Consider the following 20949-nt stretch of genomic DNA (forward strand, 5'->3'; position numbering starts at 1 on the left):
AGTAAGATGGTAAGCTTTGATTCAGAAATATCTGAACTTCAACGTCAAGTGGAGCGTCAGATTGAAGGACAACTGCAACAGATTGATCGGATCACAGATCACAATCAATGGAAGGTGATTCATGCGTTCCAACAGCGAAAAGTAAGTGATTTTCACTTTGCAGGTTCAACAGGTTATGCCTATAACGATCGTGGCCGTGAAGTGCTTGATGAAGTATATGCTGATGTTTTCGGCGCGGAAGCCGCGTTGGTGCGTCCTCATTTTGCTTCAGGCACTCATACGATTAGTACAGCTCTCTTTGGAGTTTTGCGTCCAGGTGACGAATTATTGTACATCACGGGTAAGCCTTACGACACATTGCATAAAGTTATTGGCAAACCCGGTGATGGTACAGGTTCATTACGCGATTTTGGCATCGGTTACCGTGAGACGGCATTAACTGATGAAGGTGGAGTGGACTGGGCAGCAGTTGAAAAAAGCATTACACCGGCTACAAAAGTCATTGGGATTCAACGTTCACGTGGTTATGACTGGCGCTCATCCTTCTGTGTTGCTGAGATTGCTGACATGGTTACGCGTGTTAAAGAGCTTAAGGAAGATGTCATCGTATTCGTAGACAATTGTTACGGTGAATTCACGGAGGAACGTGAACCGACAGAAGTCGGAGTTGATCTGATGGCCGGATCACTGATCAAGAATCCTGGTGGAGGCATTGCGGAAACCGGTGGATACATATGTGGGAAGGAACAATACGTACAGTTGGCAGCTTATCGTCTGACAGCCCCTGGAATTGGGGGAGAGGTGGGAGCAATGCTGGGGACAACACGTGGCATCTACCAAGGACTTTACATGGCACCGACAATTGTAGGACAAGCTATCAAAGGAAGTACGTTTGCTGCTGCGATGTTTGCTGAATCCGGATTTGTAACCAAACCCGCCTGGAATGAAGCTCGCACAGATCTGATCCAGGCTGTTAAGTTTAGCTCTGCCGAGCATCTGATCGCCTTCGTGCAGGGGATTCAGCGTGCAGCAGCTGTGGATAGCCATGTGGTTCCTGAACCGTGGGATATGCCTGGTTATGAGCACCCTGTCATTATGGCGGCAGGTACGTTCATTCAGGGTGGAAGTCTGGAATTATCAGCCGACGCGCCTATTCGGGAGCCGTATATCGGGTATATGCAAGGCGGATTAACGTACTCTCATGTCAAATATGGCGTTTTAATGGCGTTACAGACTATGAAAGATCGTAAATTATTGTGAGTTTATCTAACACGTCATTGACACTTGGTAATAACTAAATGTACAATAGGGTGAAGAATAGATGACTGGAAGGTTGATGAACATGGGTGATGAAATCCGCAGAAATATGGCCTTATTCCCAATTGGTATTGTAATGAAACTTACGGATCTGTCTGCACGTCAGATTCGTTACTATGAGCAGCACAGCTTGATCGTTCCTGCGAGAACGTCAGGTAATCAACGGTTATTCTCTTTTAATGACGTAGAGAGATTGCTAGAGATCAAGGCTTTGATTGAAAAAGGAGTTAACATCGCGGGCATCAAACAAGTGATGAATCCTGTTTCAAAAGAATCCGAGGAAGCTACAGTTATCACGCCAGATACTGAAGTTAAACGCAGAGAGCTGTCCGATACGCAGTTGCACCGCTTGCTGAAGCAGCAGCTTGTATCAGGTAAGAGACCAGGACAAGTATCTCTCATTCAGGGAGAACTTTCCCGATTCTTTAATAAAAATTAAATTCGCATAACTTGGCGAGTGAGGGGAAAACATGCACTTTTGGTGTGAGACTCCTTGACCCGTGGAACTTTCTAATGTACAAATATAACAGGCAAGCCAAATACGCAGATAAGAAAGGGAGAGGTTATAGTGAGTTATACAAAAGAAGACATTCTCCGCATTTCGAAAGAAGAAAACGTACGATTCATTCGATTGCAATTTACTGATTTGCTTGGAGCTATCAAAAACGTTGAGATTCCTGTGAGTCAGTTGACTAAGGCTCTGGATAACAAAATGATGTTCGATGGATCTTCCATTGAAGGTTATGTACGTATTGAAGAGTCCGACATGTACCTCTATCCAGATCTAGATTCTTGGCTTATTTTCCCATGGGTTGCAGAGAACCGTGTTGCACGCCTGATTTGCGACGTATATCTTCCGGATGGTAATCCGTTCCCAGGAGATCCACGTGGCATCTTGAAACGAAACCTGAAGGAAGCCCAAGATATGGGATTCACTTCCTTTAACGTTGGTCCTGAACCCGAGTTCTTCTTGTTCAAAACCGACGAAAAAGGAAACCCAACTAACGAACTGAATGACCAAGGTGGTTATTTCGACCTTGCGCCTACGGATCTTGGTGAAAACTGTCGTCGTGACATCGTTATCACACTTGAAGAAATGGGCTTTGAGATCGAAGCTTCCCACCATGAGGTAGCTCCAGGTCAGCATGAGATCGACTTTAAATATGCTGATGCTCTGAAAGCTGCTGACCAGATCCAAACGTTCAAACTCGTTGTTAAAACGATTGCACGTCAGCATGGTTTACATGCTACATTCATGCCGAAACCACTGTTTGGTATGAACGGATCCGGTATGCACTGTAACCAATCCTTGTTCAAAGGTAATGAGAACGCATTTGTTGATGAGTCGGACGAGTTGGGTCTGAGCAAAACTGCTCGTCACTTCATGGCTGGAACTCTGAAGCACGCACGTGCGTTTGCAGCAATTACTAACCCAACTGTGAACTCATACAAACGTCTTGTACCAGGTTATGAAGCACCTTGTTATGTAGCATGGTCTGCTAGTAACCGTAGCCCAATGATTCGTATTCCAGCTTCCCGTGGTCTGAGTACACGTGTTGAGGTTCGTAACCCGGATCCGGCTGCTAACCCTTACCTGGCTTTGTCTGTTCTGTTAAAAGCAGGTCTGGACGGAATCAAACGTGAGCTTTCCTTACCAACTCCAATTGACCGTAACATCTACATCATGTCAGAAGAAGAGCGTGTGGAAGAAGGCATTCCAAGCTTGCCAGCTGACCTGAAAGAAGCATTGAATGAATTGATCCGTAGCGAAGTCATCTGTGATGCTCTCGGCGACCACGCCTTGGCTCACTTCTATGAGCTGAAAGAAATTGAGTGGGATATGTATAGAACACAAGTCCACCAATGGGAACGCGATCAATATATCACATTGTACTAATAGCTGAATCCCTTGGCGCTCTAGCGCCTAGGGGTTTTTCTTTTTGTGGGCAAAACATTATGAATTCAAATAAAACGAAAGTGCCCACAAAATGCCCACAAAAATTTAATCTTGAAGAATACCTTTAGTAAATACTTCGAACTTATTCATGTTGTTTTTCTGGATTTTAGAAGAAATGTGGGCATAGACATCCGACGTAATTTGAATGCTGCCGTGGCCCAATTGCTCTTGTACGAATTTCATATCTGCTCCAGCTTCAAGCAACAATACAGCACAGGTATGTCGGAGTGAGTGAATGGGGAGGGAGGGGAGGTCGCTTCGGTCTAGTATCCGAGAGAAAGCATTGAACAAGGATGACTTCGGCATATAGTTACCGTCTTCTCTGCATAGCAATAGATCAAGGTCCAGATGATATCGTTCCCCTAAAACTCCTTTATTCTGCTTTTGCCACTCTTGGTGATACTTTAAATCATTAGCTAATGATTGGGATATTTTAATCGTTCTCTCTGATTTGATGGTCTTGGTATCTCCGAATAATCCCTCCTTATCTTTAGCGGTAAAATCTAAAGTTTCATCAATTGTTATAAACTGATTTTCTAGATCAATATCAGGCCATTTCAAGGCGGCAGCTTCACCTTTTCTCATTCCTGTTTCAATTAAGACTTTGAAAAAGATCCAATAAATGTAGCCGTATTCGTAAGCGTTTTGTAAGAACCTTGAGATGTCTGAGGAATCAATAAAGTGAACCTCTCTCTTTTTCCTTTTAATTTTTATTTCAACGCCTATACATGGATTTTTTTCAATCTTACCGATAATAACTGCTTTTTGTAGCGCGTTGTGCATAGTAGCGTGTATTAACTCAACTGTTCTGCGGCTGGGACCTTTTTCTGAAATCGAATTAATGAAATTCTGATACATAATTGGTTTAACATCTCGAAGTAGTATGTTTCTGAAATAAGGCAAGATGTGATTCTTGATGTTGTTTTGATGTAGAAGTAATGTGTTTTTTCGAACACTCCCTTTTTTGTATTGATCAATCCAAAAATTCAGATAATCTTTTAAACTCAAATCACTTTGCTCGTAGCCAGCGGAGAGACTCCTTTCGAACTCTGCAGCAGCTAATTGAGCTTCCTTTTTGGATTCAAAGCCCCGCTGAGACTTTTCACGAAAAGTTTGTGTGAGTGGATCTTTGTACCTTAGACGATACTCCCAGCCAGTGGCGTGTTTCTTGAAGCTTGCCATAAAAATCACCTCTATCAAAACGTATGTTCTTTTTTTATGTGTGTTAAACCGCCTCACAGCGATATAAGCGTAAGTTAATCAATTTTGAGCAGAGTAGTGAAATATTCTGGGTTAAAGATGAAAAAGGAGAAAGAGCTTCGAATTAAAGTCGGAAAAGATATTTTAAAAAAATCATCAAAAAACGAGCCTTCGGTAACTAAGGCTCGTTTGTGCAGGAGTCATATTTGGCTCCAATAACTATGTTTAAATTAGTGCAGAGGTTTCTTGCGGAAAAGTAACTAAAACAATTCTACCCTATTTCACAGGATTTGATCATACTTTAGCTTTAAAGTTCTTGTCCTTGGTTCGAGACCGGAACTTGTACCGATTGCCGAAAAGGAAATGATCTGATTACCGATTAGATAAGTATTTAACTACTTGCACTGCTCTAATTCATTAAGCTAGCGGGCAGTTTAGTTTATGATTAACTGAGGTGAACCATATCATCGCTAGTGATAAAGCAGAGAATTGAACTGGATATCGCATCGGCAATGCTGAGTTTGCAGGAAGGAGCTTAAAGTATTCACGTACTCGATACATGTGGAGTGTCTAATATTGATGGTCCGTAAGGAATAGATGAGATGTGACAGTTTAGCTCAAACGACTTAATTGTATAGTGTTGACACTTCGCCCACTTGGAGTAATATGTTACTATTGAGATAGCATTCTATTTCTGATGAAGATAGTTTGAATGTTATTTATGAAGGAGAGACACTATGACAATGTTCGAGATATGTTCTATGCAAAGTCTATTTTATGAACAACGGCGGTTGTTTGTATAGAGCTAATAATATAAGTAACCGCTTAAATCCGGATAGTGATAATTGTTATAGTGTAGACTTTGCTACCTTAATATTCAACTATTTTAAGGAGCGGCTATCATGAGATATGTAAATGCCGACATCATCTTTCCGGAAGAATTATTAAATGAAATACAAAAGTATATGAACGGTGGATTGGTTTACGTCCCTAAATCAAAAGGTTTGCGTAAAAAATTGGGGTGAAAATTCAGGCAGTAGGAAAATTTTAATCTTAGAAATGATGAAATAATCCGGCGAAAGTTTCTCGATGGTGACACTATCGAGAAACTTTCAGATCGATTTTGCCTTTCAAGCGATACTATTAAAAAGATCGTTTATACAAAATAATAGTTTTAACAAAAGTCGCATTGGAAGAAATTCTAATGTGACTTTTTTGTGTATAGTATAGTTTAAATTGTTTATTACATATTTTCAAGCTTTTACTATCGTTATAATAACATATAAGAGAAGTAGTTGATTTACTTCATAAAAACTGCAGGGGAATAACAAATGAATGATTTTTTTAGATTTGATACTGATGAAGAACGGCAGGCGTTATTAATCAGAGCAAGGAAAGTCGCTTTATCTGCAATTCGAAAGTATGACTTAGAATGGGATAACATCCAGTTTATTCAACTATCCGATACGATCACGTATAAAATTGAAACCAGTACAGATAACAATTATTTACTTCGCATTCATTCGGACCGATTAAGCAGAGAGGAAATTCGTTCGGAACTCCTACTGTTACAAGCACTGAACAAATCGAAAGATCTAAAAGTACCAGAAGGGATGGCAAATTGTGATGGTATTTATGTATTGGACATCGAAACAGAGACAGGATATAGGCGCCCTTATATAACGATGATGCGATGGATAGAGGGTGAAAAAGCAGCAGGTGAATTTACAGATAGTCAAGCATATAATATGGGTGTATTGATGAGCAGGCTCCATGAAGCAGCAAAGGATTTCAATCCACCTTCTGATTTTGTAAGACCTACTTGGGGAGTAGAAAGTTTTAAACGTGAAATGGCTAAGTTGGAACGTTACTATGAGCGTTTTTTATCCGAAGAGGGATGGAAGCTGTATCAAGATGCAGCTGAGAAGGTTGTATCCCAACTTACCACGATGCATCCAAGTGAACATAACTATGGGCTCATTCATGCTGATTTACATACCGGTAATATGGTATTTGAGGATAATCAACCCTATCCGATTGATTTTGGAAGATGTGGGTACGGATATTATCTCTACGATATGGCAGGCACCATATTGGAGCTTTGGCCAAAGCATCGATGGATGCTTATCCAAGGTTATGAGAGTATTAGGAAGTTGGAAACGGACTATATTCGGGATCTGGAATGTTTTTTTGTCATGTTCATGATCGAGAACTCCTGCCATCACTCCTCTGATCCAAGAGAAACAACCAGTTTAATCGATGAACAAAAGTATGCCCAAGCATACATAAGAGAATATTTAAATGGTAATCCATTTTTATTCGAAGTGATCGAGCCTGTAAATGTGGATTAATACTAACCGATACCGGGCTAAAATAATGATATCTTATGGTGATGATTTACAATAGGTCGCTGTTTAGAGTGTTTGTTCGTATCATCAAGTTTTAAAAACGTGAGCTATGACTTCGAGTTTATATAAGATCTACTTGTGTACTTAGCGCTGAAACTTTTCTGTTTATTATGAAGATTTATGCTTATTCATGAAGTTTGTCCGATCCAGTTGTTCTTCAGCTTCTCTAGTTCCCCTTCATTTTCGGGGTGTATTTTGACGGAGCTGTTTGGGTCGTTTCGTGATTTTTTAAACTGGCATTGAGCCATCATTATTACAAATATCATGATTATACCGGTTTTATTGATACCGCTTCGACAATCCAGACTTGCCAACCTTTTGGTTGTGGGCCAGTGAACGAATATTAAATCTATTTATGTCGGATAGAAAATATCCCATTAAAGTCGCTATTATAGCGGCTTTTTTTGTTTTAGTGTGCCCAGATACACGTATGATCTTGTTGGTGAAAGTCCGACCAAGGAGCAATGGTAGCCAGGATGCTTGCATATGGCGAAGTCTGTGTGTAAGAGCACATCGACAATAGTACCCGTCAGAGACAGGACGAGCAACAATTCAGGCCGCAACATGAAGAAATCCTGCCACGTTATCCAAAAGGCCTCGCAAGGGAGGAAAGAGGCTGACGAGTATTGTGAAACTGGACGAAGGCTAAGAAAGCTATGCAGAACTTGGAGCAGCAGTGGATAACAATTCGGCGTAATGGGGAACAGAATGGAATGAAAAATCCTGCAGTGATCATGGCAGACCCTCCTTCACACAGTTTTTTTAGGAATCCGTAAAGAGACAATCTATAATTCCAAAAAGACGAATTGAAACGTCTGAGGTAGGGAGTCCGAGGTGCTCATAACAACCAAGAAAATGATTAAACAACTTGAAAAGCTAGTTCATGCGGCAAAGGAGAACAACAAGCACAAATGGCATGTCATGTATGATAAATTCTTCCACGGGGGTGTGCTGTACGAGGCGTGTAAACGAGTGAAAGCGTATAGGGTGGCAGAAGTCGTGGATACAGTGACCGCTGACAGAGATTGGGGAACAAGGAGAACGGAACTTCCTCAAGGACTTCGAGCGAGAGTTGAAAGAAATGTAACCACCATCCGCAGCCTGTACGGTGGCACTATTTCCAAACCGGCGGATATGCGGGTAAGAACATTTTAGGAACATGTAGCGTGGCTCGATCCAAAGATTCAGGGAAGGAGAAACTATTAATATATAAACTTCAGTCAGTAGAAGTTAGCTAGACTGTACTGGTAAATTCTGCAACGATTAAATCGGTTTGTATATATAAAGAATAGACAACCCAGAAGCTGGATGCGATCACAGGTCGAGGTGAAGTATATTGCCAGGCAATATGGATTAAAAACGTTACTGTAATCTGCATGCGCATGAATGACGAACATCGGAAACCCGTAAAGGGAAAATCTAACATACGGTTTGTTGAGGAGGAGCTGGATCTTGCCCAGCCTTTTATTCTAGCCTAGACTATGTGAGTACCTATTCGCATAGTTCCTATTGATAGGCTAAATAGAAGGATTAAGCTTGTCAGAGGTGAAGAGGATTATAGTTGGATCAAGCTTGAAGAGATCGCTTAGGCAAGTTTATAATTGATCGAGCCCAAGCGATTATCCCAGGGACTCAGTTTTTTCTTCTACATATATGTTCCAAATAAGCAATTTCTATTTTGAATAAAGCCGTATGCTTGATTCATATAGGATTAGGGGGACGTCCCCCAACTTATGAAAACTTATGATCAATTTTGACCGTGTGTTTCTGTATTTATTCCTATAAAGCCCGTTTTCATTGAGATATACAATCATATGAAGTTAACGTACATAAACCGCACACAAGTCCACCAATGGGAACGCGATCAATATATTACGTTGTACTAATCGAAAAAACCTTGTAACTACGGGGTTTTGAAGGAATGAACCGGGGGACGTTTTGAGGGAATTGCACTTCTATTGAGGTTGCGTCCCCCAAACGTCCCCCGGTTTTTGATTTTCTGATCCAACAATGTTGGCGGTATACTGTTCATAACAATCAATATTGCGTTGCTCTAACTTTTGTAGATGTGAGCATATATATCAGAGGTGATCTGCACACTTCCATGACCAAGCTGTTCTTGAACAAAGTTTATGCTTGCAACGGCCTAAGCATGGGTACAGCATAGGTGTGTGGAAGAGAATGGATGCGTAGATAATCACTCAATTCTGCACGCCGATCTGAATGTTTTTGTGTTTCCAAATAGTTCTTCATTTTCTGCTTGGAAATTAAGTCTATCATCAATAATGATCCTCTTTTCTTTAAAGTTAATGTCATACCATTTTAAAGATGCAGCTTCATCTTTTCTCATACGAGTTTCTAGAAGAATTTTGAAGAATATCCAGTAAACATATCCCTAACCCCTCGCAGCTTGAAGTCAATCAGCTATAACTTTAGACTCAATGAAATTAACTGATTTCTTTCTCAGTCTCCTTTAATGATAGACCCCTTGCAATGGATTCCACTCTAACTTTCCTTGAATTACTGCATGTTCTATTGCCGAATAGACGGTTGAGTTAATGATCTCAGTAGTTCTCTGCTTAAGCCTAAGCCTCTGAGAAGTTTGAGAAATCCACTGGATTAAAAACAGCTACAGAAAAAGCAGATCAGACATCTATCAGCAGCTGGTACCGCGTAGTCGTCGGTATTATACAAACTGATATAACGGCTAACCTGACCGTTGAGACATGCGAAATTTGTGCACTGCATTGGCCCTGTATCTTGAATCCAATAGTGGAAGAATGTTGCTTGTCGCCATGGATCGGAAGATTGTTGAATTCCTCCATTGGTGAAGAACAGTCAGAAATTTACTCAGATTCTAAATTCAATTGGACTCTGAGTTTCTGAGGTAAATGAGGATTCTCAAAATCGATCACAAATATTAGAAGAATTTGATGAAGACAAATATAACGTACTTTGAAACTCCGGGTTGCTCACCGAAGTTTGGACTTCTTATGGCATATGGAACGGCAAGAGCTTTGTCATCATCAACATCTCATTGCGGAAAATGAAGAGATTGCCCAAGCCATGACCAAGCATATCGAGGAGGCAGGTATGCACTAGATATGGAAGATGTGGAGAAACGGGCTACCGAGGATGTCGTTGCCCAGTGTGAGGAAGTTTTGGTCAAGCTTTTGCCGAGATGAAGCGCAGCAAGCGTACCCTGGTCAATTCGACATGAGTATTTAAGCTTAGAGAATTACCCAGTTACGTTCCAGCGTTTGGATGGTAGATGGTGCCATCTTCTCATGCTTAACTAAAAATAAAACAGTAAGAAACCGCATCAAAAGCATGGCGGTTTCTGGATGACTGATGGCTAAATTGGTAGATAAAATTTAACAGGCAGTTTCAAATGACTTTGCTTAAGTAAATTTATTTCTGAGCAACTTTGAGATTTTTGTTATTAAGCTCATTAGCTTGCATTTACAGTTATGAGGTATTTTACGTAATCACCATTAGGATTAAAAGAATATACAACAGCCGTTCCAAGGGAACTATTAGATGAAACCACTCCCCCATTGCTTATTGAAATAAGGTGTGCGCCAGACTGGATTTGAACATTTTGATTGGTAGCGAATAATTTTACATTTGAATTCCTGAGCATGTTGAAATTAACAGTTGCGATAAGTTCCCCTTGAAGTACAACTGAAGAATTAGTTGTTACTTCTTTAGCAAAGGCCTGTGAAGATAGTGAAGGAATAGAAAAAATCGAGAGTGAAAGTGTTAATAAAATCAAGAAATTTCTTACATTTTTCATAAACATACCTCCTAAGAATTAGTATGAGGTTAGTATATCATGGAAAAAGTTTGGTAAACAACTAATTTTTTACTTATAAAGCGATAATTATAAAATAAAAGACGTTTCCCTGACTAGTTTTAAAAAATATTTTCCCCCTCACTCTACAAGAATTTTCTAGACAATTTCCCAACTTACCTATTTAGAAAAACTCGACGAACACATCTCATCGCACAAAGAGAAGTTTTATGGAGTATGCTTGGATACTATTAGTTACTGCGTTATTGTATAAATTAATTTGATGATTATGGGATTCTATATGGGACACTGATTTTTACAATCGGTGTCCTAAGGGATTCTTTTTCTCTAAAGGGATGATCTCAAAACACAAAATAGAGCAGCGAGGTCTAAAACTAAATAGCCTCATTGTTCTTTTTTGTTTTTGCTAGGAAATGAATCGTCCTCCATAGGGAACGCGATCGATATATCAGGTTGTACTTATAGCTCAATTTCTTGGCGCCCTAGCCCTAAGGGGCTTTTTGTGCGTAAAAGCAGATAAAATCAAAAATAAAGTAATTGCCTAAATCTTTAAATGTCCCAGATCATTCTTTATTAGTCCATATAATATATCTATGTTTTATCTGTAATAATCGTAATATTCCTCTTCATTAGTTATCTGAAAGCCATGAAACAAAATGTGATATCTAACTCCACTAACTTTCAAATCAATGTTTCATTTGTATGTTGAAAGTTTCATATAGAAGAGGTATACTTTAATTAAATTTTGAGCAATTTAATTTTAAATAATTAATTGGAGATGTTAATATGGATCAGGCAAAACAACTTGTGACAGAACAACGTACATTTTTTTATACAGGACAAACTAAAAATATCGAGTATCGGATTAATGCGCTTCAGCAGCTTAGAAAAGGAATTGAAAAGTATCAGCAACGGATTCAAGATGCACTTCGGGCAGATTTGAACAAATCAGAGGCGGAAGCTTACGGTTCCGAGATTCGCATTGTTCTGGGTGAACTGGATTTTGCATTAGAACACCTGCAGGAATGGGCTGTACCAAAACAAGTCCCAACCAATTCGGCTATGCCGGATGGGGTGAGCACCATTTACCCTGAACCATACGGAGTGGCTCTTATTATTGCACCTTGGAACTATCCTTTCCAACTGGCCTTTGGTCCACTGATTGGAGCAATTGCAGCCGGTAACTGTGCAGTTATCAAGCCTTCTGAATTAACACCAGCGGTATCTCGTCTGACATATGATCTGATTCAGGAGATCTTCCCTCAGGAGTATATCGCCGTTATGGAAGGGGAAGTTGAAGCCAGTACAGCATTGTTGAAAGAGAAGTTTGATTATATTTTCTTCACAGGAAGCACAGGTGTTGGTCGCATTGTTATGAAGGCAGCTGCGGAGCATTTGACTCCTGTAACCCTGGAGCTAGGGGGCAAGAGTCCTGCTATTGTCCATAACGATGCAGAACTGAAGCTGGTGGCCCAGCGTATTGTTCGTGGTAAGTTCCTGAATGCAGGCCAAACTTGCGTTGCTCCGGATTATTTGCTTGTACATGAACAAGTTCATGACGAATTGATCAATCTGATTGGCGCAGAGATCAAAGATAAATTTGGGGACGATGTGTTACAGAACGCTGATTTCCCGCATATTGTTAACTCGCGTAACTTTGATCGGTTGTCGAAATTCCTAACAGATGGCAAAACGCTGATTGGTGGACGTTCTGTACGAGAGCAGTTGCTCATTGAGCCGACTGTACTTGGAGATGTGAACTGGGAATCAGCTGTCATGCAAGAAGAGATCTTTGGTCCGATTCTTCCTGTATTTACGTACAGTGACCTGAATCCTATGCTAGATGAGATTGTTCGCCGGCCAAAACCATTGGCGCTATATCTCTTCACACAGGATGAGCAGCTGCAGGATCAGGTTCTGAATCAAGTATCCTTCGGTGGGGGATGTATTAATGACACACTTTCTCATATGACTTCACACTACCTCCCGTTTGGTGGTGTAGGAGAGAGCGGTATGGGCTCATATCACGGACAACAGAGCTTTGATGTGTTCTCGCATCACAAGAGTGTTCTGAAACGCAGTGAATAATTAGCCGCTAAAATAACATAAACATGAAAAAAAGAGGTTGTCCTGTTGATCAGGATAACCTCTTTCGTATTTCATTACATCTAGTTTTGTTACTCAAGTTAAATATTAATGAATATCTCGGAAAAGGCCAATGACTTTACCCAGAATACTAACATGTTTCAAACGTAAAGGTTCGAAGGTCGCATTCTCCGGTTGAAGGCGAATATGATCTTTCTCTTTATAGAACGTTTTCACTGTAGCTTCATCGTCTTCAGTCATTGCAACGACGATATCACCGTTATCAGCAGTTTGCTGTTGACGGACAATAACGTAATCTCCGTTAACGATTCCAGCTTCCACCATGCTATCTCCGACTACCGAAAGCATAAACACTTTCTGTTCGCCTACATAATGTGTAGGAAGAGGGAAGTAGTCTTCAATGTTCTCGGTTGCAGTGATTGGAACCCCGGCTGTAACCTTACCAACAACAGGAATACGTGCAACGCTATGAGCAAATTGATGAGAATGCTCAGATTCTTCTTGGCTCAAAAGCTCAATGGCTCTTGGCTTGGTAGGGTCGCGTCGGATCAAACCTTTTTTCTCCAAACGATCCAAATGTCCATGTACTGTTGAGCTGGAAGCCAGTCCAACCGCTTCACCAATTTCCCGTACGGAAGGAGGATACCCCTTCAACCGGACTTCATTTCGTATAAACTCCAGAATAGCCTGCTGCCTGCTGGATATCTTCGACATACCGTATCAACCCCATTTTAGTAACGTTTGGGAAAATTATAACATAGAACCTCCGTTCGTACAAACATAAGTTCTAAATAAAATAGCATTAAATCGGTGTTTTTTAGCTTATAGAACAGAAATTGTCCAAAAGTCAGAGCATAATACTGCAAATGTTTTGTAAAAGGACTTGAAATAAGATATTTCTCCTTCAAAAAAGAAGCGAACAATTGTTCTAAAAATCTATTGAACAAAACAAGTGTTCGTGTTATATTGATTCCAACAGATAGGAACAAACGTTTGGAGGCGGGTATTTAATGAGATATTCTACTTATCAAAGCATTTATGAACCAATGAATTCGGAACTGGTGAAGTCTAACATAGGGAACTACAAGAAGGTTTTAGCGCGTTTCAAGATTTCTTCATGGATGTTAAAGGTAGTCATTACCTCTATGATTATATTTATTGGATGCAGCACCGTTTTAACTGTATTTGCCGGCAATGAGAATGCTGTTCTGCCTGGAGGAAAGATAGCTGTTTCACAAGGGGAAACATTATGGAGTATTTCTTTGGAACATAAACCGACGAATATGGATACACGTATATATATAGAAGCAATTAAGAAAGTGAATCAACTTCATACAACTTCCATCCAAGTGGGACAAGTACTAGCTCTACCGCAATTTGCAGAATAAAATGCACATCAATGAGTGTTAGCGCGTGTCAGCTTGACAAGCAGCCTTTATAATGGCAAAGTTAATATGACTTTGTATTTTTGGAGGGGACAAGCTTGGATATAGATAGTCTGGTAGCACGCATTAACGAATTGGCTCGTAAGCAAAAGTCCACTGGATTGTCGGAGGAAGAGCTTGCTGAACGTGCCGAGCTAAGAGAGATTTATTTGAGTAATATTCGCAGCAATTTCAGACAACAACTGGATACCATTGAGATTGTTGATGATGAGAATGACAAAGGCCACCAAGGCAAACTCAAACACTAACGAAACCTAATGATATCATTATGATATTTAGGTTTCTTCCTGTTATTTTGAGTGTGCAATTTATAGGGGGAAATGTTGGTTTACAGTTATGTAAGCCGATACAAAGACACATAAGGGGGATTCTCATGTCGCGTTCGTTCGAGAGAACGGTTAAGAAAAATTCCAAGCAGTTAAATCAGCAACGCAAAAAAAGTGGTCAACCAATCACAGGTACACCAGGTGAAGAAGTCTTTAAGGGACGCAGCCTTTTGTTCCCTATATTTTTGATTGGTCTCGCCTTTTTGTATCTGTTTATGAGCACATTCCTTGTGCAAGCTCCAATGACAACTTGGGACTGGGTGACCATGCTGCTTTACGTATTTTTGGCAGTCATCTTCATGCTTCGTCGTCCGTACATCAAGATTAGCAGTAATCGGATTATAACGACGAAGGGTAATCGTGAACGTTCAATTGGGGTTGAAGATATCGTCAAATTCAGAATTGAACCAGGTACAGTTGTTATCGAACATAACAGTCGCGGGAAAAGATGGGTGTTTACCAAGTTATTGAACCGTTACGATACAGATGCGATTGCAGAACGTTTGCTGAAATTTGCAAAAGCACACCAGATCACCGTGGAAACCGTCGAAAAGTAATTATTGCATAAAGGGGTAGATGATCGGAATGGCGTTAAAAGCGATTTTGTTCGACCTAGATGATACTTTATTATGGGATGAGCGTAGTGTTCGAGAAGCTTTTCATGAGACTTGTCTAATCGCAGCGCAAGAGACTGGGGTCAAACCAGAAGAACTTGAAGAAGCTGTTCGTAATGAGGCACGTGGACTGTATGAATCATATGAAACCTTTCCTTTTACCAAAATGATTGGAATCAATCCGTTTGAAGGCCTATGGGCTAACTTTACTGGTGGGGATCAACCTGAGTTCCGTCAGTTGGAACAGCTTGCTCCAGTTTACCGTAAAGAATCCTGGCGTCGTGGCTTGTTGAAGTTGGGTATAGATCGGGAAGATCTTGCTGAACAACTTGCCGCGCAGTTTGGAGTAGAACGGAGATCCAGACCTCATGTATACGAAGAAACGATGGATACCTTGCGTCAGTTACAAGGAAAGTACAAACTGTTGCTGTTAACAAACGGTTGTCCTGCTTTGCAACAAGAGAAGTTGGATGGTGTACCTGAATTAACTCCTTTCTTTGATGAGATTATTATCTCGGGTAACTTCGGAAAAGGAAAACCAGATCCGTCGATATTTGAACATGCTTTGAGTAAACTGGGTGTTAAACCCGAAGAGAGCATGATGGTTGGAGACAAGTTAACGACTGATATTCGTGGTGCTTTATCATCTGGCATCCAATCCGTATGGATTAACCGTGAGCATAAGACCAACAATGAAACGTATGCGCCAGACCATGAAATAACACATTTATCGGAATTAAATCAGCTTATTGCTAATTTCTAAGCAGATCAGCTATAACATCTTTCCTCAGCACCCTGAAACATTGGAAGCTTCAATGAACGATGATGTCGTTCTTGAAGTTACCAATGTTTTTTTATTTGAGTTTGTTGACTAAATTACCTTGTTAAAAGAGATCTCCATTTTTTTTGCTAAAAGTTATTGAAATTAGGGGGAAGCTGAATTAGAATATAACTAACATACTAGTATGACTAGTATTTATATTGTCATAAAGCAATTTCTTTTTGACTTACTTCATTAAATGGAAGCAGGGAGTTATTGCTTATTATTTTCGATTGATTGTAAGCGCTTAATATTTTAGAGTATCTTCTTCCGATTTGGAGATCACACCACTTAGTAAGTGCTAATGAATGATGTGAAGCACCTTGGATTGTGTGATTCTACATAATACATCAAATTGATATCGCTTACATTTAGCAATTATCTATTTGGTAGTGGGGGTGAAGTTAAAGGAGTTGTTGTCTTCTACTAGAGGAGAAACGATGGGAACTGTACATGAATTACTCTTACTTATCAAGTCCTGGATCGGAGTGAAAACACATGGAGTCGGAAACCGCTAAAACAACGTTAACCATGACATCTTTACGTAAAGAGAGCAGATTACGAACGGCAGCAACTTTGTTCCGCAAAGACTGGCAGCTGTATTCACTATTAATCCTTCCCATCATTTATCTCCTTATTTTCAAATATGGACCGATGATTGGTAATGTGATTGCGTTCAGACGTTTTGTTCCCGGGGGAAGTATATTTGGAGAAACGTGGGTTGGTTTAAGGTACTTCAAAATGTTCATTGAGGACCCTACCTTCTGGAGAGTATTCGGTAATACGCTGATGTTAGGCGGACTTGCGTTACTCTTTACATTCCCGGTTCCAATCATTTTTGCCTTGATGCTTAACGAAGTGAAGAGTAAACGATTCAAAAAGTTTGTACAGACCGCGTCTTATCTGCCTCATTTTCTGTCCATCGTTATCGTTACGGGTATGATCCTGCAGCTGACAGCAGTGAATGGTTCCATTAATGGACTGGTGGCTTTCTTCACCGGAGACAATATTCCTTTTATGCAGCGGGCTGAATGGTTCAGAACAATCTATATCACTTCTGAGGTATGGCAGGGTATGGGTTGGGGAGCGATTCTGTATCTGGCTGCACTGACAACCATTGATGATTCTTTGTATGAAGCTGCGCGTATTGATGGTGCCAATCGGTGGAAGCAAACGATTCATGTAACGTTACCAGGGATCTTACCAACGATTGTGACGTTATTGATTTTGAACATGGGTAATTTCCTGGCTGTTGGATTTGAAAAAATCTTACTCTTGTACAATCCGCTGATCTACGAGACATCTGATGTGATCTCCACTTACCTGTATCGGGTGGGACTGGAATCCAGTAACTTCAGTTATGCTACCGCAATTGGCTTGTTCGAATCGCTGATCGGTCTGATTCTGGTGTTCTCCGTAAATGCCATTTCACGCAGGCTGACACAAAGAAGCTTATGGTAAAGGAGGAGCACCATGCAGGAATCCAGATCTTACAAGGTATTTAAAGTATTCAATGTCATCTTTCTGCTGTTCGTGGTATTTATTACGCTCTATCCATTCTTAAATGTCGTGGCACAATCCTTCAGTAGTGAGTCCTATATTAATTCGGGTAAGGTTAGTTTGTTCCCAAGAGGATTCAATGTGGAGACATACAAGACCATCTCACGTGACAGCATGTTCTGGACGAATTATAAAAATACGATTATCTACACTGTAGTAGGTACGTTAATCTCCATGTTTATGACGACTATTTTCGCATATGCCCTGTCCAAAAAGAGATTGATGGGTCGCAAGTTTCTGACGATGTTCGCCGTATTCACGATGTTCTTCAGTGGTGGATTGATTCCAAACTATGTGTTGATTAATTCTCTTGGGTTCAATAACACTATGTGGGCACTTGTTGTTCCTGGCGCAATTAGCATATACAACATGCTGATCATGAAGTCATTTTTTGAAAATATGCCTGAAGAACTGGAGGAAGCTGCCTCCATTGACGGTTTGAACACCTACGGGATCTTGTTACGCATTATCTTGCCGCTTAGTAAAGCCGTTATGGCAACCATGGTGCTGTTCTACGCAGTAGGTCATTGGAATTCCTGGTTCCCAGCCTTTCTGTATCTGGACAAAAAAGAACTGTTCCCGGTCACCATTTATTTGCGCAATATGATTGCAGGAGCGACAAGTGGGGCATCTGCCGGTGCAACCTCAGCTGATAACCTGACACAGATTGCTGCCAATATTAAGTCAGTAACGATGGTATTAACCATCTTGCCGATACTCACCATCTATCCATTTGTCCAAAGATACTTTGTAACCGGGATCATGTTAGGGTCTGTTAAACAGTAATACGCAGCAGCTATATAAATTGAACTAAAGATGATTTACACGAAACACTCCGGTGATAAAGGCGCGCTTCGCTTTTTATTGATTAAAAAGTTTTAAGGTAAGGTCAACCTAAACCAAATTCAGGGGGATAACCTAAATGAATCAAAAGCCACGTAAGTTTGTTGGTAAAATGGTGTTGGCATCAATGATGACCGTTGTTCTGGCAGCATGTAGTAGCGGTAATGGAGCTGGAGGTGACGTCACAGAAGTTCAAACCAAGGCAGCGATGGAGACGTACAATGTAGGGGATACATTCAAGGCGACTGAGCCGTTTAATCTATCGATACTGTATAGTGATCAACCTACCTATCCGTACAAAAAAGACTGGTTGCTTTTCGAAAAGATGACTGAAATGACTGGTGTTACACTTGAGCCAACGATTGTTCCTATGAGTGACTATTCTCAGAAGAGATCTCTTCTAATCAGTTCTGGTGATGCACCGCTGGTTATTCCAAAGACCTATCCTGGTGAAGAATCTGCTTTTGTATCTTCCGGTGCGATTCTGCCCGTTAGTGATTATATTGATTTGATGCCCAACTTCAAGGATAAAGTTGAAAAATGGGGATTGGAAGAAGAAATCGAAGGACTTCGACAGGAAGATGGCAAGTATTATGTACTCCCGGGTCTGCATGAAGAAGTATGGCCAGATTATACATTAATCGTAAGAACAGATGTTTTTGAAGAAAATAACATTGCGATCCCAACCACATGGGATGAACTGTATGACGCTGCAAAGAAACTCAAAGAGCTGTACCCGGATTCCGTTCCGTTCTCGGACCGTTTCAAATTTAATAGCACATTAGGTATTGCGGCTACCGGCTTTGGTACCAAGGCTGGATGGGGTTTTGGTAACGGATTGACGTATAAGGAAGATCAGGATGAATTTGTGTACACGGCTACTACGCCGGAGTATAAGGAAATGCTAACGTACTTTAACAAGTTGGTATCCGAAGGATTGCTGGACAAAGAAAGTTTCACACAGGATGATGATCAGGCTGTACAGAAATTTGTATCCGGCAAATCATTCATGATTAATGGTAATTCCCAAACGGTAGTGCTGCACCGAAATGATATGAACAAAACGCTGGGAGAAGGTAAATACTCTGTTGCGAAGATTACAGTTCCTGGTGGGCCAAAAGGGCAATTAATGTCTGGCTCAAGACTTGAAAACGGTGTCATGATATCCGGGAAAATTCAAAAAAGCGAAAACTTCAAAGCCATTATGCAATTTGTGGATTGGTTATACTACAGTGATGAGGGTCAAGAGTTTGCCAAATGGGGCGTTGAAGGCGAGACATTTACCAAAGAGGGCGGAAAACGTGAATTGGTAGAAGATGTGAACTACAATGGCTTGAATCCTAAAGGCACGAAGGATCTGCGTATTGACTTTGGTTTCTCTGGTGGAGTATTTGCCTACGGTGGTACGACAGATCTGCTGCAATCGATGTTTAGTGAAGAAGAGTTGAAATTCCAGCAAGACATGAAGGATACCAAGGAAGTGATCCCGGCAGAACCACCAATTCCTTACTCTTCAGAGGACCGTGAACGGGTGACACTTCTGAGTACACCACTGAAAGATTATTCGGATCAAAATACACTTAAATTTATCTTGGGTGAACGGGACTTGTCTGAATTCGATACGTTTGCCAAAGAGCTGGATAGCCAAGGATTATCTAATTATCTGAAGCTGGCAAATGACACGTACAAAGCCTACAAAGAAAACAAGCAATAATATAGTTGATGCTGGCCAGATTACCGTTTCACACCGATATATAAGTGGAACGGTAATTTGTGCTAAGATGAATGAATACGGCTGATAGAAAGAGGTCTAGGCATGTCACTTAATCAAAAAATTAGAGGCTCGACCCGGGCATATTCATATAACCTGTTAAAAGAACGAATTCTTCACCTGGAACTTAAGCCGGGTACCAAGATTTCAGAGAAAGAGATTGCAGATGAACTGCAGGTGAGCAGAACACCCGTTAGAGAAGCATTCATGAAGCTTGCTGAAGAAGAACTGCTGGACATTATTCCCCAGAGTGGAACGATCGTCTCTCATATTAATCTGGAGCATGTGGAAGAAGGCAGGTTTATGCGGGAGAAGATGGAGAAGGAAATCGTGACTTTGGCTTGTGTTTCTTTTCCTGAAGAATTCAGATTTCGACTTGAGACCAACATTGCAATGCAGGAAGTCTGTATAGGGAAAAACAATTTCTATCGGCTTTTTGAACTGGATGAAGAGTTTCATCAGATTTTGTTCCAGGGCACGGGTAAACTAAGAACATGGAGAATGTTGCAACAACTGAATATTCCGTTTAATCGGTTGCGTTTATTACGTCTAGCTGAGGACTCCAACCTGGAGGTCATTATCTCCCAGCACAAAGAGATTTATCGTCTTATCACAGAGCGTCAGACCGAGCAAGCTGTTCAGGTGATGGAAGCTCATCTTAGACTCGTTGTTATTGAACAGGAATCGATAAGGGCGAAATACCCGCATTATTTTGTATAATGCACCGATGTTGTATACTACTCTCCATATGCTTAACCAAAACCCCTG

Annotated in this window: 19 protein-coding genes; 15 read left to right on the forward strand and 4 right to left on the reverse strand. The window is 40.7% G+C overall.

Features of this window, described 5'->3' with window-relative positions; translation table 11 throughout:
- The first annotated feature begins 6 nt into the window (after positions 1 to 6).
- The 3 genes from PAEAM_RS09790 (at position 7) to glnA (ending at position 3214) form a co-directional block, all read left to right on the forward strand.
- The gene (locus PAEAM_RS09790; RefSeq protein WP_100527364.1) at positions 7 to 1260 is read left to right on the forward strand and encodes a methionine gamma-lyase family protein; all 1254 of its coding nucleotides are present in this window, start codon (positions 7 to 9) and stop codon (positions 1258 to 1260) included.
- 82 nt (positions 1261 to 1342) lie between these two features.
- Positions 1343 to 1756, forward strand: coding sequence for a MerR family transcriptional regulator (locus PAEAM_RS09795; RefSeq protein WP_017687924.1), 414 nt, complete (start codon positions 1343 to 1345; stop codon positions 1754 to 1756).
- Between the two features lie 129 nt (positions 1757 to 1885).
- Positions 1886 to 3214 carry a type I glutamate--ammonia ligase gene (glnA, locus tag PAEAM_RS09800; RefSeq protein WP_036613569.1) on the forward strand — a complete coding sequence of 443 codons (1329 nt, stop codon included), beginning with the start codon at positions 1886 to 1888 and terminating at the stop codon, positions 3212 to 3214.
- A gap of 105 nt (positions 3215 to 3319) precedes the next feature.
- Here the strand turns inward: glnA and PAEAM_RS09805 are convergent, their stop codons facing one another.
- Entirely contained in the window at positions 3320 to 4456 is a 1137-nt protein-coding gene (locus PAEAM_RS09805) for a site-specific integrase (RefSeq protein WP_100527365.1), read from the reverse strand.
- A gap of 920 nt (positions 4457 to 5376) precedes the next feature.
- On the opposite strand from PAEAM_RS09805, the gene PAEAM_RS32600 reads away from it, so the two are divergent.
- From PAEAM_RS32600 to PAEAM_RS09825, 3 genes are all read left to right on the forward strand, one after another.
- Entirely contained in the window at positions 5377 to 5499 is a 123-nt protein-coding gene (locus PAEAM_RS32600; protein WP_305955652.1) for a hypothetical protein, read from the forward strand.
- Between the two features lie 306 nt (positions 5500 to 5805).
- On the forward strand, positions 5806 to 6825 hold the full coding sequence (locus PAEAM_RS09815) for a phosphotransferase enzyme family protein (protein ID WP_100527366.1): 1020 nt from the start codon (positions 5806 to 5808) through the stop codon (positions 6823 to 6825).
- A gap of 978 nt (positions 6826 to 7803) precedes the next feature.
- The gene (locus PAEAM_RS09825; protein ID WP_165789868.1) at positions 7804 to 8037 is read left to right on the forward strand and encodes a hypothetical protein; all 234 of its coding nucleotides are present in this window, start codon (positions 7804 to 7806) and stop codon (positions 8035 to 8037) included.
- 1042 nt (positions 8038 to 9079) lie between these two features.
- Here the strand turns inward: PAEAM_RS09825 and PAEAM_RS32605 are convergent.
- Both PAEAM_RS32605 and PAEAM_RS09835 read right to left on the reverse strand, forming a co-directional pair.
- Complete coding sequence (locus PAEAM_RS32605; protein WP_347707859.1) at positions 9080 to 9232, reverse strand: site-specific integrase; 153 nt, start codon at positions 9230 to 9232, stop codon at positions 9080 to 9082.
- A gap of 1101 nt (positions 9233 to 10333) precedes the next feature.
- Positions 10334 to 10678, reverse strand: coding sequence for a hypothetical protein (locus PAEAM_RS09835; protein ID WP_100527368.1), 345 nt, complete (start codon positions 10676 to 10678; stop codon positions 10334 to 10336).
- Positions 10679 to 11482: 804 nt separating this feature from the next.
- Between PAEAM_RS09835 and PAEAM_RS09840 the strand changes: the two genes are divergently transcribed.
- Positions 11483 to 12784 carry an aldehyde dehydrogenase gene (locus PAEAM_RS09840; protein WP_100527369.1) on the forward strand — a complete coding sequence of 434 codons (1302 nt, stop codon included), beginning with the start codon at positions 11483 to 11485 and terminating at the stop codon, positions 12782 to 12784.
- Between the two features lie 105 nt (positions 12785 to 12889).
- Here PAEAM_RS09840 and lexA read toward each other — a convergent pair whose 3' ends face one another.
- On the reverse strand, positions 12890 to 13516 hold the full coding sequence (lexA, locus tag PAEAM_RS09845; protein ID WP_017688034.1) for a transcriptional repressor LexA: 627 nt from the start codon (positions 13514 to 13516) through the stop codon (positions 12890 to 12892).
- A 296-nt stretch (positions 13517 to 13812) separates the two neighbouring features.
- Between lexA and PAEAM_RS09850 the strand changes: the two genes are divergently transcribed.
- The 8 genes from PAEAM_RS09850 (at position 13813) to PAEAM_RS09885 (ending at position 20901) form a co-directional block, all read left to right on the forward strand.
- Entirely contained in the window at positions 13813 to 14190 is a 378-nt protein-coding gene (locus tag PAEAM_RS09850; protein ID WP_076328519.1) for a LysM peptidoglycan-binding domain-containing protein, read from the forward strand.
- A 95-nt stretch (positions 14191 to 14285) separates the two neighbouring features.
- Entirely contained in the window at positions 14286 to 14495 is a 210-nt protein-coding gene (locus PAEAM_RS09855) for a DUF896 domain-containing protein (RefSeq protein WP_017688036.1), read from the forward strand.
- Positions 14496 to 14620: 125 nt separating this feature from the next.
- Positions 14621 to 15130 (forward strand): hypothetical protein, encoded by a 510-nt coding sequence (locus PAEAM_RS09860; RefSeq protein WP_091020707.1) that lies wholly within the window; start codon positions 14621 to 14623, stop codon positions 15128 to 15130.
- A gap of 28 nt (positions 15131 to 15158) precedes the next feature.
- Positions 15159 to 15950: an HAD family hydrolase gene (locus PAEAM_RS09865; protein ID WP_076210090.1), complete on the forward strand. Its 792-nt coding sequence runs from the start codon at positions 15159 to 15161 to the stop codon at positions 15948 to 15950.
- Positions 15951 to 16538: 588 nt separating this feature from the next.
- On the forward strand, positions 16539 to 17468 hold the full coding sequence (locus PAEAM_RS09870) for an ABC transporter permease (protein ID WP_481856110.1): 930 nt from the start codon (positions 16539 to 16541) through the stop codon (positions 17466 to 17468).
- 12 nt (positions 17469 to 17480) lie between these two features.
- Positions 17481 to 18353: a carbohydrate ABC transporter permease gene (locus tag PAEAM_RS09875; protein ID WP_036613592.1), complete on the forward strand. Its 873-nt coding sequence runs from the start codon at positions 17481 to 17483 to the stop codon at positions 18351 to 18353.
- Positions 18354 to 18489: 136 nt separating this feature from the next.
- On the forward strand, positions 18490 to 20124 hold the full coding sequence (locus PAEAM_RS09880) for an ABC transporter substrate-binding protein (protein WP_076328521.1): 1635 nt from the start codon (positions 18490 to 18492) through the stop codon (positions 20122 to 20124).
- A gap of 102 nt (positions 20125 to 20226) precedes the next feature.
- Positions 20227 to 20901 (forward strand): GntR family transcriptional regulator, encoded by a 675-nt coding sequence (locus PAEAM_RS09885; protein WP_100527371.1) that lies wholly within the window; start codon positions 20227 to 20229, stop codon positions 20899 to 20901.
- Positions 20902 to 20949 lie beyond the last annotated feature (48 nt).

Source organism: Paenibacillus sp. GM1FR (assembly GCF_002803315.1).
Classification (GTDB): Bacteria; Bacillota; Bacilli; order Paenibacillales; family Paenibacillaceae; genus Paenibacillus; species Paenibacillus amylolyticus.

Coding starts and splice junctions, on each gene's coding strand:
- PAEAM_RS09835 (WP_100527368.1), bottom strand. CDS start 10,678: ATGAAAAATGTAAGAAATTTCTTGATTTTATTAACACTTTCACTCTCG.
- PAEAM_RS32600 (WP_305955652.1), top strand. CDS start 5,377: ATGAGATATGTAAATGCCGACATCATCTTTCCGGAAGAATTATTAAAT.
- PAEAM_RS09860 (WP_091020707.1), top strand. CDS start 14,621: ATGTCGCGTTCGTTCGAGAGAACGGTTAAGAAAAATTCCAAGCAGTTA.
- PAEAM_RS09850 (WP_076328519.1), top strand. CDS start 13,813: ATGAGATATTCTACTTATCAAAGCATTTATGAACCAATGAATTCGGAA.
- PAEAM_RS09870 (WP_481856110.1), top strand. CDS start 16,539: ATGACATCTTTACGTAAAGAGAGCAGATTACGAACGGCAGCAACTTTG.
- PAEAM_RS09880 (WP_076328521.1), top strand. CDS start 18,490: ATGAATCAAAAGCCACGTAAGTTTGTTGGTAAAATGGTGTTGGCATCA.
- PAEAM_RS09840 (WP_100527369.1), top strand. CDS start 11,483: ATGGATCAGGCAAAACAACTTGTGACAGAACAACGTACATTTTTTTAT.
- PAEAM_RS09885 (WP_100527371.1), top strand. CDS start 20,227: ATGTCACTTAATCAAAAAATTAGAGGCTCGACCCGGGCATATTCATAT.
- PAEAM_RS09790 (WP_100527364.1), top strand. CDS start 7: ATGGTAAGCTTTGATTCAGAAATATCTGAACTTCAACGTCAAGTGGAG.
- PAEAM_RS09795 (WP_017687924.1), top strand. CDS start 1,343: ATGGGTGATGAAATCCGCAGAAATATGGCCTTATTCCCAATTGGTATT.
- lexA (WP_017688034.1), bottom strand. CDS start 13,516: ATGTCGAAGATATCCAGCAGGCAGCAGGCTATTCTGGAGTTTATACGA.
- PAEAM_RS32605 (WP_347707859.1), bottom strand. CDS start 9,232: ATGAGAAAAGATGAAGCTGCATCTTTAAAATGGTATGACATTAACTTT.
- PAEAM_RS09875 (WP_036613592.1), top strand. CDS start 17,481: ATGCAGGAATCCAGATCTTACAAGGTATTTAAAGTATTCAATGTCATC.
- PAEAM_RS09865 (WP_076210090.1), top strand. CDS start 15,159: ATGGCGTTAAAAGCGATTTTGTTCGACCTAGATGATACTTTATTATGG.
- PAEAM_RS09815 (WP_100527366.1), top strand. CDS start 5,806: ATGAATGATTTTTTTAGATTTGATACTGATGAAGAACGGCAGGCGTTA.
- PAEAM_RS09825 (WP_165789868.1), top strand. CDS start 7,804: ATGTATGATAAATTCTTCCACGGGGGTGTGCTGTACGAGGCGTGTAAA.
- PAEAM_RS09805 (WP_100527365.1), bottom strand. CDS start 4,456: ATGGCAAGCTTCAAGAAACACGCCACTGGCTGGGAGTATCGTCTAAGG.